This window comes from Chromobacterium fluminis (assembly GCF_011602385.1).
Lineage (GTDB): Bacteria > Pseudomonadota > Gammaproteobacteria > Burkholderiales > Chromobacteriaceae > Chromobacterium > Chromobacterium fluminis.
Genome location: NZ_JAAOMA010000034.1, coordinates 44,417 through 57,073, shown reverse-complemented (window position 1 = coordinate 57,073; position 12,657 = coordinate 44,417). Strand labels below are relative to the sequence as shown.

Sequence of the window (12,657 nt, the reverse complement as noted above, 5' to 3'; positions counted from 1 at the left end):
CAGGGGGCGTGGGGCCGCGCAGCGGCGGGCTGACCGGGAAACGCCGCCGCCGGCGGCGCCGCCGTCAGGCGGTGAGCGGTTTGCTGCCGCCCACGTTGCAAGGAACAGGCCGGCCAGCAGCGCCGGCCGGCGCGCGCTTAGTAGGACGCCATGTAGAGGATGGAGCGGCCCAGCTTGATTTCGTCTTGGGCCTTGGCGATGAACTGTTTCAGCTTGAGGTAATCATTGACGAATAAGCGGCCCGGCTCTCCAAAGTCGCCGGCGGCGAAGTCTTGAGCCAGCCGGCGCACGTCGCCGGCATCCAGCCGCACATTCACGCCGTCCGCTTCGGCATCGCCGCCTTTCTCCGCGCATAGCTCGCGCATCCATTGATCCAAGATGGAGAATTTGCGCCAGCTACACATGGCTTTGACAGCAGAGGAGTTGCCCTGCCCGTCGCGCTCGTCCACGTTGATATCAAACTGCTGACCAGCCGCATAAGCTTGGCTGACGGAAATCGCGTACATATCGAGGCCCATATTTTTTCCTTTGATTCGGGTAAAGCGTGACAGCCGTAGGCTGTCGGCTCCTGACGCTGGCGGCCACGCCGCCGGCGTCAGACTTGGCCAGCCACCTGACAGCGGCCGGCGCTGGCCGATGGCTACCACCACGAATCGTAGAAAACGGCGCGATCCTGCTTTATTTCCTCCCGCGCCAGCCTGATAAATTCTTTCAGCCTCTCAACGTCATCATCGTAAAGCTCGCTGCCGCCAAAAAAGAAACCCGGTGTATGGGTCAAACTACCTGTCGTCATGGCGGTTTCGAGCTGGTCCAAATCCTCCGCCATCAAGCGGACGGCCTCGCAATTGAAAACGGCTGTGCCGCCCTTCTCTTCATAAAGCCGTTCCATCCAGCCATGGAGATGGTTGAATTTTCGCCAGTACATCAGCGATTTTCTGGCGACACGCTCTTGATCCGCTTGCGAGGTTTTCAGGTTGGTCTGGGTATCCCCAGCGAATTCGGCGTTTACAGAAAATGCGTACATATCGAGGCCCATGGCGCTCTCCCGTTGACTCGGGGTAGCGCGAGGCTTCCGACTCGGCCGCCGTTCCGCTCTACCCGTAGCCTCGGTGCCTGGCCGCGATGCCGGTCAAGGGGACCGTGGAATTCAGGAGCCGCTTGCGGCGAGGAAATGCCGCGAAAGCCCCTTGAAGGCGCTGGCTGGGCACAATCCTTGGCCTGGCCGGCGCCGTCCGGCGTAGAGCGGACACGGCATGATGGCTACGGGTAGAGCGGGCCAGCCGTTGGCTGGCCTGCTTAGAATTTGTTCCCGGGGCGGCTCGCTGGCGGCCGCGCCGCCGCCAGCGCCGGGTTTGGTCATTCCGTCTGATTGCCAATCAGCTCGTAATACTCCGACTCGCGCAGCATGGTTGAAACCCACTCCCAATACCCTTCAATCGTGCACCCTCCATTTACCCAAGCCTGCCACTGGCTAAGCGAAATGCATGGGTGGCCGAATTCAGAGCCCACATACTTGTTCGCCAATTCGCGGGGGCTTAGCTCCATGTCCTGTGCGGCCTGTTCCTCCGAGTACGGCGCAAAGGTCCGCAGTGCTTCCACTACCTGGCCATCCTCGGAAAAGTGGACCCAACCCACCTGATAACCTTGGGTTTCGAGCCATAGACGAATGACTTTAAATTCAGGGAACCCGCATTCAGCCAGGTTGTACCCCAGGTAGACAAAGTAACCGCGGCTGCATTGGGCCGATTGCAACGGGTCTTCGGGGTCCCCCGCCGTGGCATCGAGATAATGCTGGGTCATGATGGCCAAATGCGAAATGGACAGAATCGGCACGGTGTGAGTTTTAATCATGTCGTTCCCCCTCACGCAGCCACCGCCAGGCCCTGGCGGACCTGCGCCAGCCGGCGCACGCCGGCGGCGTGGTATTCGGGAAGCAATTCAATCCCGATGTACCGCCGGCCCGCCTCCGCGGCCGCGACGCACGTTGACCCGGAACCGGCGAAGGGGTCTAGCACGATGTCGCCCGGTTTGGTGAAGGATTCAATCAGCGGCCGCAGGCAGGGAACGGGCTTTTCAGTCGGGTGGTGGCGGTTGCCGGTGTACTGCCACGGCATCACATCGCGCAGCGGCTGGGCCGGCTCTGCCGGCCGCCCTTTTGCCAGCAGGTAGGCGGACTCGTGGGCGTAACCGAAATAGCCGCTCTTACTGGCATACGATTTTGAAAACACGATGTGGCCGACTACGCGGAAGCCGGCGGCCTTCCACGCGGCGAAGAAAGCATCGACTTTGGTCCAGCCGTAGAACGACAACATGAAGCTGTCCGGCTTGAGCACTCGATGCATTTCCTTCACCGCCGGCGCTAGCCAGTCGTCGCGCACGTCGTTCGCGATCGAGCGGCCGGAGCGGTCGCGGAAATTCACCAGATAGGGCGGGTCCGTCAAAATGAAATCGACTGCGCCAGCAGGATAGGTCGGCAAAACAGATAGGCAATCGCCCAGGACAAAGCGGCTCATAATGGCTCCGAGGTCATCGGACAGTGCGACGTCGCCGTTGTGGCCGTACCGCACTACCCGACGCCTCGATGGCGCGAGACGCCGCAGGTCAAGGTGAGCGTGGAATACCGGAGCCGCGCGCGGCGAGGATATGCCGCGAAAGCGCCTTGAAGGCGGCGGCCGGGCACACTACTAGGCCCGGCCGTCGCCGGCCTGCCGAGGCGGCACGAAGCCACGATGGCTTCGGGTAGCGCCCGGACAGGGAGGGAGAGAAGTATTCTCGCCCTCCTCCTTTTGCCCGCGACGGCGGGCATGGTTTTTGGGAGAGGTGCGCGCGGCGGATGCCGCGTTTCGCAGAGGCCGGCGACGCCGGCGGCCGAGGGGGTGAGCTGCTCGACCAGGTGGCCAGGCAGGAAGGTGCGCATGATTTCCCGGGCAGGGGGCAGCGGGCTGGCCGCCGGCGGCCGGCACGTTGCGGGTGTGGGGTCCGCGTAGCGGGGCTGCCCGGGAAACGACGTCCACCTGGTGGACGTCGCCGCCGGCACGGCGGTTGCGCGCCAGGCGTCGTGATCAGCTGGCGATCTCCCAGGTGCGGCTGACCACGCCGATGAACGTGGCCGGGCCGGGGAAGTCCTCCATCTCTGTTTTAACCCACTTCTCCAGCTCGTCTTCGCTCAGGCCGTCAGGGGCGTCCAGCTCGTACTCTTCTTCGCTGACTTCGTTCACGCGGACTTTCATTGCAGACCGCCTTCCAGCTTGGCCACCACCAGGGTGCTGCGCGCTTGGCCGAGCGGTAGCGAGATCTCGAGGTCCTCGAGCGCGTCCATCTGCAAATGGTAGGGCAAGGCGTCCACCCGTGGTCCCTCGGCGTCGAACTCCAGCCAGCGCACATGCCGACCGGCGATATCGATAGCCCAGCTGCGCAGCAGCTGCAGCTCCGGCCACTCGACAAACTGGTCCTCGTCCTGGGGATCGATCTGGATCAGGTAGCCATTGTCGTACTGCGCGGCGATGATGTTGCGGCCCCAGTCGCCGGCGTTGTTCTCCAGCTCGTCGCGCAGGGTCTGGGAAAGGTGGTTCAAGCTAAGCGTCGGAACAAAGCTGAAATCGTGCATGGTAGGTCCTCGGTAGTAACGCGGGGCGCAAGCCCCGCTATGAATTTGTCAGTCGCCGAACGGGATGTCCGTGAACGGCAGCAGCTCGTGCAGTTTTTCGTCGAACTTCTCCGCCGCAGCGGGCTTCGCGGCGAGGCCGTCCTGGTAGTACTTTCGCAGCAGGTCGTTCAGCAGGTTGTCGACGTGGGTGTCGCACAGCGGCGCGTCGTAGCAGACCCGCTTGGGCAAGAGGAAGGTGGCCAGCTGCGCGCCGATCTCTTTGGAAACCTCCGAATCGAACTCGCCGTGGGGGTGCAGGCCCTCCAGCTCAGCAAACGCGGCGATCTTGAGTCTGGCGTTGTGCACGCGTTCCGCGACGATGCCCAGGCCGTAACACAGCTCGTAATGGCTCTGCCGCCACTGCTCCAGCAGCTGCTCGAACTCGTTCCCAGCTGCCGCGCGCATGCCCTCATACAGACAGATGGCCGTGGCCATCATGCTGCGGCGGGAGTGCTCCTCAGGGGCCGCAGCGGCGATGATGCCGGCGATGGTGGTCGGCTCCTCGGGTTCAGGGGCTATCGGCTGGAATGCGCCTCCAGGGGCACGTCTCAGAGATACCGCGTTGTTGTAGTCGACTTTACCGTTGGGTAGTAACGGATCAACCATGACGTCATCCAAGACCTCATCGTCATCCTCTTGTGAAACAAGCTCCAGAACTGGCCAGATTTCGTGTGCAAGCTGGGCGGAAGCTTCGGCGCTATCGGCTTCGACATGGAATGTCCGAATTACTACGTGGTATTGGTGGACGGCGAATGTAGGCATGTTTTGAATCTCAATCTATGGGGAGAGGCAGGGGCCAAGCCCCTGCCAAGCGGCGATCAGTTCGCGATGTTCATCACTTGGGGCAACCAGCCCTTGCCGGCCAGCAAGCCTTCGGCATACTCAGCGGCCTCGGCCTTTTTCATCCCGCCGATGGGCAGCGCGGCCTCCGGCGACACCACCTCCGCCACAACGTCCTGGATGCGCTGCTTGTTGACGTGGGAAAAGTAGCTGCTGGCCGTCGGCTGCCACCACTTCTTCATGTCCAGGTTGGTGACCTTAGCCACAGCGTCGAGGCCTGTGCGTTCCTCCTCGGTGCCGGCCATGCCGTCGACGCTGGCCGCCGTCAGGAAGGCCAGCAGGTCGATCAGTTCGGACTGTTTCCAGTCGAGCAGCCAGTCGATGGATTTTTCGTAGCCTTGCGGGAACTTGGCTTTCCATTTGGCGCGGGCTTCCTCGCGGGCGATGTAGGCCGGGGTGGCCTTGATTTCCTCGTTGTCCTGGGCCAGCTTGTGCTTGGTGGTGTGCAGATTGATCTTGGTGGCCAGCGTCTGGCTGTGGGAGCCGAACTCGTCGCACAGCAATCGGTGGGCCAGTACCGCCAGGGCAATCGCGGGCTGGGCGATCAGTTCGGCCTGCACGGCGATGGTCATATCGGCGGTCAGCTTGTTGACCAATCTCTCGGAATGGACCGCCTTATCTTTCGGCGTCCGCACTTCGTAGCCGCTGCCGTTCTGGATCGTTACGCCCTCTTTCTTCGCTGCGCGGATTTCCTCGCCGCGCATTAGGCCGGTGCGCTGCTGAATCTGGCCTTGCGCATCCACAAACACCACCGCTCCGCATGTCGAGCGATCCAGTTCTTTGCGCTCTGCGTCAATCGCATTCAGCTTGCTTTCCAGGGCTTCGCACTCGTCGCCCAGTACCTGCCAGCGCGCCTCGTACTCCTCCTCCGGCATGTCTTCGTCGGCTTCCTGCTCCAGCTTGTTGATGTCCGCGTTGACCTCGTCGAGCCGGGCCTGCATGCGCTCATACTCCTGCTGCTGCTCTGCCGGCAGTTCGCGCAACGTTCCTGGATGTACGCCGAACTTGTGCTCATCATCGAAGCCGTTGGGGCGAACCTCTACCCACTTCCACCCTGCCGCCAGGAGCGTGTCGACCTCGGCCTGCAGCTTGGCATCGGCCAGCTGCTGAAGCAGCTGAAGGTCGCAGATGTAGACGTCGTCTGGTCCACCAAAAATGTCCTCGCGAGTCGCGCCGCCGGCGTTGCGGTATGCCTCCAGGCCGACCAGCTTGGCTTTCCGATTGCTGTTGGCCTTGGTTTCCTGTTGAGTGATCAGGGCGCGCAGCTGGCTGGGATTGCGGTTCCAGCTGCCGGATTCAAACCAGATTTTTTCCTGGAGCGCGTGATCTTCGGTCAGCGCCAGCACCTGCATTTGCTCCAGCGTCAGCTCGTCTTCGCGCAACAGTTCGAACAGCTTGGGCGACATGTTGGCCAGCTTCAGATGGCGCTGAACGGTCAACGGGGTAACCCGGAACTGCAGCGCGATAGAAGCGATGCTATCGCCCTTGTCTGCCAGCAGCTTGAACGCCCGGATCTGGTAGTAGACATGCATGTTCTCGCGGTCGCGGTTTTCAGACAGCGAGATGTAGAGCGCCTGTTCTTCCGTGACCAGCCGTACCGCGATGGGGAAATCCTGGCTGATGCGGCCATTCTCGAACAGCCAGTCCAGTGCGGCGTGACGGCGGCGGCCGGCGACAACTTCGTAAGTCAGCTGGTTCTTTTTCGAGCCTTTACGTTGAATCACTGCCAGGTTCTGGATCAGGCCACCGGCCAGAACAATCTCCTCGCCCAGTTCCGGGATGTTGGCCAGCTTCGCGCCGGCGCGGACATTCAGCGGGCTTTCCACCAGCTGGCCATAGGGCACCTGGATGAACTCGGCGTTGGCCACCAGCTTTGCAGCCGCCTCAGCGATTTCAGTTTTAGGTTGCTCAACAGTTTTCGTGGTCATGGTCTTTGCCTTTCGGGTTTTCCACTCCCCCCTAGGAGAGTGGCGCCTGCCGGATCTAAAAATCATCCGCGCAGCGGATTCAACAAGTGGCCGGGTTTGGCCGGGGGAGGATTTGTCCTCTCTCCCGTGGAGTTGCGTATGCCTGTGCCGTGAGTGCGAAAGAGCACATCCGGACGGCAATGCAAATCGGCGCTTGCGCCCCCGCGTGCGGGTTGATTTGCATTGCCGGCTGGTTGTGCTGCACTCACATAAGGGCACGGGTATGCGCAATTCCACGACCGAGGGAGAGAGGGCTTCCCCCGGTCAACACTCGGCTAGGCGAAGCCCCGCGTGCGGCTGCTTTTGAACCGGCGGGCGCCGCTCGCCTTGAGAATGGGCGGCGCAGCCGCGGCCGCAGCCCCTCACGGGGCCGTGGGGGTGGGGTTTAGAGCTTGAGGTGGTAAGGTGAGGATCCGCAGGACGCGGCGTCTGAGCGAGCCCACGACCGCCAGGAACTGGCGGTGATCTGACAAGAGCTTCTTGGAGTGCATGCGCGCGCTGACCAGTTCCACACGCAGCCTGGGTGGCGTTGGAGCCAGCCGTACCTGGTACGCGCCATCTGGCCGCCCTTCTTCCTCCAGCTGGCTGGCGGCCTGGATCCGCGCTGTTACACCACCAAAATGACAAACCCGCCGGGCGGCGGGTCGTTTGACGTAGTTCTAGGTAGACAGCGTATTAAGCTAGCGTGGAAGATTGACGCGCTTCTTGAAGAATCTGTCTTATACGCGCAGCCCCAACTTCCTGGCACCAGGCTTTAAGTTCTGGCTGCAAAGCGACGGAATGCGGGACCAGCCCACTCGCGCCATCTTCAGCGTTGCGTCCAGCACCCTTCCGCGCGCCGCCGCGGCCAACAGGCATAGGGTTTCCCCACTCCGTCTCAGTCATTTTTCTGCTCCTCGGCTAAGTACCATGCGGCATGCCAGGCAAGTCGATCAAGCCAGGGCGGAATGACCGTTTCGGCGACTTCGTAGCGAACAGCGACCCACGGCGCGGCCGGCGGCAGTAGATCCGGCAACGCCTCGCCATGGTAGAGCTCTCGCCACAGCTGCGGCGAAGAGCGACTGTGCAAGCAAACACCAATCACCGCGATGGGCACACCTTCGTCGCGGATCGTGAACACCGCCCGCTTTCCGCCGATCTCCCCAGAAGCGGTATATCCTGTGCCGCGACGTACCGTTGCGGTTCGGCCGCTGGAGAGCGGCTCCAGCAAATTTTCGTATGCGCTCCCGAGCTCAACCGGTTCAATGTCGTCGAACGTGATTTCTTGGTAGTACGCATCGTTGAGCGCCAGAAAATTCAGGTGTTTCATTGCAGCAATCCCGCTATTTGCGCGCGCATCTGCTGAGCATCGCCCAGCATGAGCACATCATAGGTTCTGATATCCCCGCCCGCCACGCTTGCTAGCTTGCGCATGAACGCAATGGCTTGGGAGTCCGATTCAGGGCCAATGTATAGAACATCAATGACCCCTCTAAACTTCTTCGCGGCCTCTAGAGCCCGGGCCCGATCATCTGGGACGCCATCACAGATCACCAATGTCACGCCTGGGTCGAGGGCCGCCACGCGCTCGAGGGCCGTATGCAATGCGGTATTCGCCTCGGTAGAGTCGGGTATGTCCTCGACCTCCCTTGTTTCCGCGCTGAACACGAATAAGCGCGCGTCCCTGGCCTCCCTGGCAAGGCGTACTGCGCTGCGCATGATGTCGATCTTGCGCTGCCCACCCCATGCGATCGAGTCCATGCTGACACTGATATCAGCCAATATCACCACTTCACCTTGGCGCCGGTTTATTTTTTCCTGATGCGACGCTACTTTACCGGTCGATACAGGCAGCGACGCAGCGGCCTTTTTGATCACCAGCTGCAAAGGGTTGGTTACCGCCTTACTCATAGCTCGATGCCTTTTACCGTGATGGAGGGGATGTTCATGGCGCGTAGCGCGGCGACGGAAGATTGAGCCCAGCAAAGCAATTCCTTTTTCTTTGCTTCGAGCTTCCAGCTGGTGCGAATCGATTGTTTTTCCACGTCGTAGTGGACCAGATTCACGCTCCCATACCCTTCTACGTTGACGCCTGGATTCAAATACAATTGCGGCCTGCCGCTCGGGAACGATGTCAGGACCAGCGTCACGTCGGATAGAGGCCGCTCAACAATTTGAGCCGCCTCTCTAAGAATGGACGCAGCACGGTTTTGCTTCTCTTGCCGCTCACGCTCCCTATGTTTTTCGTCCTCAAGACGCTTGTGTAATTGCGCCTCTCTAGCCAGGGCCTCCCTCTTCGCTTGCATCCCTCCGCGCGCGGCAGCTTCAATCCGCTCTTTCTCGGTCACCAGCGCCTCTTTGAAAGCGGCAGCAAGGGCCGGACTGCGCCGTAGGGCCTCTTGCGCTAGACCAGCTGCAAGTTCAACGATCTGGTCGTCTGACAGGTCTGAAAAATCAAGATCACTCATAATCCAGCTCCCCGTTCCGAATGCAGAGACGGCCCAGGGCGCGTAGCAGATCATGATGCAACTCGGTAAAGTGCCCGCCGACGAGCTCGCCCTTCTGGTTGTAGATGCTGACATGGCTATCGGGGCCGCATCCGCGCCGGTTCACCTCCTCCAAACGCTTGGAAACCGGAATAAGGATCCCTCCCTGGTACTCCTCGTCATAAGGGTTGTAGCCTTGGTGACAGCGAGCAAAAGCGTTGAGACGGGCCAGCCGTTCCGTGTGCCCCCATCCTATCAAGCTGGGATAGGTCTTGGATGGCACCTGGATCATGCAGATAAGTGCTTGCATATCAGGCCTCTGCTTCATCAATTTCTTGATCAGTCATGTGCCAAGCCGCTTTGACGATGTTACGAGGCGAGCCGTACTTTTCAAGCAAGGCAGCAGCTAAGGCTTGCCGCTGTTTATCGGTGACGTGGCGATGGCAACGACGGCCTAGGGCTTGACGCTGGTCTTCAATTTCTGCGACGGCAGCGGCAATGCTGGCCAGTTTTTCACTGCCGATTTCAATGGCTAGGGAGATAAGAAGCGGGCGAACTTCATACGTGCTGGCCAATCGGCCGACAGTTTTGAGTGGGTGGTGATTCCACTTTTCAGCTTGCTGGATCTTATATGCAGCGATGTCTTTGTGAAGGCTATCAGCTTTCATTTCACTTCTCCTGCCCCTGTGACCCGAGGCGCAGTTTGAACAGACGATTGAGGTTATCAAATCCCCTGATTTGAATAATATATCAATCAAAGTAGTGCATCAACAATAATTTCCCATGTCATAAATGAGTAAGACCTGGCAAATGCCAGGCCTACTGAGAACTACTTACTGGAGAAAAACTTCATCCGTTCACGCTCCATCTCCTCCTGGAACGCCTTGAGCCGCTCAGGTGGGGCGCACACTGTAGCTCGCTCCCAGCCAGGAGGGTACATTGCATGCTTCAGGTAGAGGCGTTCAAAGTCTTTGCAGATCTGGGATACCCGCGCGCGCGACAAACCATGCAGCTTGTCCATCCCAGCTGTAGGGGACCCCAATACAAAGACGGCATGCGCTACCGCAGTAGATTTCTCACCCCAGCGCGCACTCTCCAACACCTTCTGAAACACTTCATATGTAATTCGAAACTCTTGCATGGAATTCTCGCGGGCCACGTCAAACGTGGCCTCCTACACGTTACTCTGCGATCGGCACCGGCTGCCCGATCCCATCAACAGCATTCTTAAGGCCCGCCTGCGCGACCCGGAGTCCTGCCAGGGTTTTTTCGCTAGGGGCCTGACCCTGCAGCCACAGGGAGAGCTTTTCGAGCTGCTCTGCCATGGCCTGCAGCTGTTGGGCGGCGGCGTTCAGGGACTCACAATGCGCATGGCTGGCGAATTCTCGCATGCGAGAATTTGTGTCAGTTGCATCGCTACTGGTGGAAGCCGGAGCGGTCAGGGAGGTAACCACCGGGTCCACCGATTCTCGCATGCGAGAATTTTCGTCGGTCCCATCGGGGCTTGTTGTAGCTGGTGCGGTTGAGGAGATCTCCACCGGTTCTTTCGATTCTCGCATGCGAGAATTCTCGGCGAGAGCGTCAGCCTCTTGCTTCTGGCTTGGGCCAGCCTTCGCCTGGCTCGCCACCTCCTTACGCTTTTCGCGCACAGCTTTACGCAGATTCATACTCGGGTCCGCTTTTGCCTCTTCGATAAACTCGGCAGCAGCTTGGGGGTTGGCTTTTTCCAGACGCTGGATCTCCAACACCGTGGAGATGTCGGCCGTAACACCTTCGGTCACAGCCATGCTGGCCTGGCCACCGGCCTCCATCGTGTCCAAAAAGCGGAGTCGTTCATATACCCAATTGAGTGACTTTTTGCAGTGTAAGGCCAGCTTTTCCGGGGTATCCAGCTCTGGATCCTGCATATCCTCGCGCAAGGATCTCGCCTCATCGAGCAAGGTAAGGCCCGCCTGATGGATGTTCTCGGCACGTTGAACACTGCGCGCCTGGGCATCAGTCAAGTTGCGAATAACGCAGGCGAGGTCAAGCCCCTTGCGATCGGCCGCCCGCAAACGGCGCTCGCCAGCGACCATGTAATACTCCTCACCGGTGTTTGGAATTGGTCGAACGATGCAGGGCTCGACTTGCCCCTCTGCTTCCATGCTGTTGCCAAGTTCCTCCAACGAGGCTTCTGAAAAACCGGGGTTGTCTTCACCACGGATCTGCTTCAGGCAGGTGATCTGCTTTACCTTAAGCATGACGATCTGCTCGCCAGGTTTCATCGCGGCAATTGAAGGTTTCTTGCGGAAATCCGACAACTTGGTATCGCTGCTCTTAATCTGGCTTCCAAAGGCTCCTGCCATGTCTGTCCCCTTACTCGGTTTCCACTTCAGCCAACCGCGCCAAAACGGCATCGCAGGCTGCCAGCTGTTCACGCGCGGCCACGCGCTGGGCGCCATTTGTCGCCTGATGCCACACTGGCCGCTTGTAGGCCAGGCTGGTGGACGCGGTGTTACGCGCCATCACGACTGTGTCGAACATCTGCTCACCGCATTTAGCTTTGAGGAACTCCAGTCCCTCCAATTGATCGCGCGAGTTGCTGTTAATGTTGCAAGGTAGCCACCCCAGGTGGTGCAGTTTCGGGTTGTAGCGCTCCTGTACATTAAGAAAGGCCGTCTCAAACTTGGTCAACCGTGCCATGGTGAACGGTCCCATGTTAATCGGCGACACTACCGCGTGGGAGGCGGCCATCGCGGCCAGCATGCGGCCTTGCAAGTTTGGCGGGGTGTCTATCACTATCAGGCCAAACCCAACACGCAGGCGCTGCAAGCTTTGCTGCAGCATACCGGCGACGTGATCAATGCCCAGCTCATCCACGTCCAGAATCGCTTCGTCCGCCTCGATCAGGTATAGGTTCTCGCCAACTTGACGCAACTCGCGGCCGTCCAGATCTCCACTGACCAGATGTGAGGCCTTGATATAGTTGCGACCACTGTCGTCATCCGGAAAGAGAACCGTCAGATCACCTTCATCAAAATCAATCAATATGGTCTTGATGTCGGATTCTGCCGCCCGGCAAGCCGTGCTGTACGTCTGGGTACTTTTGGTGACGCCACCTTTCTGGAAGGCGAACGCCACAATCGTAGCCAGAAGGTTTTTGAAAGAATTCACAGCCATGTTTATTTCCTTGCGTGAGGGTACAGGGGACCGCGCTTAACTATTAACACCATTGTATCATGTAAATAGTGTGTTAATAGTTAAATTTGTCGCCCTGTGGTGTTTTTGCACATCGGGGTTATGCACAAATACCGTGGATAATAGCCACTCAAACCCTATGAAATCCTGAAAAATATTGAATATTCATCAGCTTATGCTGCTGACCAAATAACGGGCAATCACAGTCGGCGGCGCAGATGCGTGCGGCCCTGGTAATAATCGGCATTTCCGTTCAGTTCACGCTCGAGCAGCTCCTGGAAAAACAGAGGGGCGTGCTTCTGCAGATACTTTTCCAACCGCTTCTGACGGACAGCACCCTTGCGCTCTGGTGGCCAGCGCTTGATTTCACCCTGGAAGAAGTCCAGGCAGATTGCATAGCCGCTGCCCGGCCGCCACAAGGCACGGAGTGGCGCCGGGCACTGCTCGCCCGCGGGAACGTCCTGGCTGCCTAGTTCTTCATCTCCTGGGCATGGCTGATGTCGAAGTCCCCAGCGCACGCTATAACGCCACATATTCACGTTGAGAGCCATGATCCTTCTTC

17 protein-coding genes are annotated in these 12,657 nt (G+C 59.5%); all 17 read right to left on the bottom strand.

The window, feature by feature from the left end; all coding sequences use genetic code 11:
- Positions 1–137: 137 nt before the first annotated feature.
- A complete protein-coding gene (locus HA052_RS19915; RefSeq protein ID WP_166453270.1) occupies positions 138–518 on the bottom strand; it encodes a hypothetical protein in 381 nt (126 codons plus the stop codon).
- A gap of 122 nt (positions 519–640) precedes the next feature.
- Positions 641–1,036, bottom strand: a complete 396-nt coding sequence (locus tag HA052_RS19910; RefSeq protein WP_166453269.1) for a phosphoglycerate kinase — start codon at positions 1,034–1,036, stop codon at positions 641–643.
- A 320-nt stretch (positions 1,037–1,356) separates the two neighbouring features.
- Positions 1,357–1,851 (bottom strand): DUF5983 family protein, encoded by a 495-nt coding sequence (locus HA052_RS19905; protein ID WP_166453268.1) that lies wholly within the window; start codon positions 1,849–1,851, stop codon positions 1,357–1,359.
- A gap of 11 nt (positions 1,852–1,862) precedes the next feature.
- Entirely contained in the window at positions 1,863–2,513 is a 651-nt protein-coding gene (locus tag HA052_RS19900; protein WP_166453267.1) for a DNA methyltransferase, read from the bottom strand.
- A gap of 549 nt (positions 2,514–3,062) precedes the next feature.
- On the bottom strand, positions 3,063–3,230 hold the full coding sequence (locus HA052_RS19895) for a hypothetical protein (RefSeq protein ID WP_166453266.1): 168 nt from the start codon (positions 3,228–3,230) through the stop codon (positions 3,063–3,065).
- Entirely contained in the window at positions 3,227–3,607 is a 381-nt protein-coding gene (locus HA052_RS19890) for a DUF5983 family protein (protein WP_166453265.1), read from the bottom strand. Before HA052_RS19890 ends, HA052_RS19895 begins: the two co-directional genes overlap by 4 nt.
- A 48-nt stretch (positions 3,608–3,655) precedes the next feature.
- On the bottom strand, positions 3,656–4,084 hold the full coding sequence (locus tag HA052_RS19885) for a hypothetical protein (RefSeq protein WP_166453264.1): 429 nt from the start codon (positions 4,082–4,084) through the stop codon (positions 3,656–3,658).
- A 380-nt stretch (positions 4,085–4,464) separates the two neighbouring features.
- Positions 4,465–6,414 carry a ParB/RepB/Spo0J family partition protein gene (locus HA052_RS19880; protein WP_166453263.1) on the bottom strand — a complete coding sequence of 650 codons (1,950 nt, stop codon included), beginning with the start codon at positions 6,412–6,414 and terminating at the stop codon, positions 4,465–4,467.
- Between the two features lie 916 nt (positions 6,415–7,330).
- Positions 7,331–7,762 carry a hypothetical protein gene (locus HA052_RS19875; RefSeq protein WP_166453262.1) on the bottom strand — a complete coding sequence of 144 codons (432 nt, stop codon included), beginning with the start codon at positions 7,760–7,762 and terminating at the stop codon, positions 7,331–7,333.
- Positions 7,759–8,343 carry a vWA domain-containing protein gene (locus HA052_RS19870; protein ID WP_166453261.1) on the bottom strand — a complete coding sequence of 195 codons (585 nt, stop codon included), beginning with the start codon at positions 8,341–8,343 and terminating at the stop codon, positions 7,759–7,761. The genes HA052_RS19875 and HA052_RS19870 overlap by 4 nt, the downstream gene beginning before the upstream one ends.
- Positions 8,340–8,900, bottom strand: coding sequence for a hypothetical protein (locus HA052_RS19865; protein ID WP_166453260.1), 561 nt, complete (start codon positions 8,898–8,900; stop codon positions 8,340–8,342). Before HA052_RS19865 ends, HA052_RS19870 begins: the two co-directional genes overlap by 4 nt.
- On the bottom strand, positions 8,893–9,228 hold the full coding sequence (locus HA052_RS19860; RefSeq protein ID WP_166453259.1) for a hypothetical protein: 336 nt from the start codon (positions 9,226–9,228) through the stop codon (positions 8,893–8,895). Before HA052_RS19860 ends, HA052_RS19865 begins: the two co-directional genes overlap by 8 nt.
- A gap of 1 nt (position 9,229) precedes the next feature.
- On the bottom strand, positions 9,230–9,586 hold the full coding sequence (locus HA052_RS19855) for a hypothetical protein (protein ID WP_166453258.1): 357 nt from the start codon (positions 9,584–9,586) through the stop codon (positions 9,230–9,232).
- Between the two features lie 161 nt (positions 9,587–9,747).
- A complete protein-coding gene (locus HA052_RS28270; protein WP_166453257.1) occupies positions 9,748–10,059 on the bottom strand; it encodes a TrfB-related DNA-binding protein in 312 nt (103 codons plus the stop codon).
- A gap of 40 nt (positions 10,060–10,099) precedes the next feature.
- On the bottom strand, positions 10,100–11,263 hold the full coding sequence (locus tag HA052_RS19845) for a ParB/RepB/Spo0J family partition protein (RefSeq protein ID WP_166453256.1): 1,164 nt from the start codon (positions 11,261–11,263) through the stop codon (positions 10,100–10,102).
- A gap of 10 nt (positions 11,264–11,273) precedes the next feature.
- Entirely contained in the window at positions 11,274–12,077 is an 804-nt protein-coding gene (locus HA052_RS19840; RefSeq protein ID WP_166453255.1) for a ParA family protein, read from the bottom strand.
- A 218-nt stretch (positions 12,078–12,295) separates the two neighbouring features.
- Positions 12,296–12,646, bottom strand: a complete 351-nt coding sequence (locus HA052_RS19835) for a theronine dehydrogenase (protein ID WP_206118970.1) — start codon at positions 12,644–12,646, stop codon at positions 12,296–12,298.
- Between the last annotated feature and the right edge of the window lie 11 nt (positions 12,647–12,657).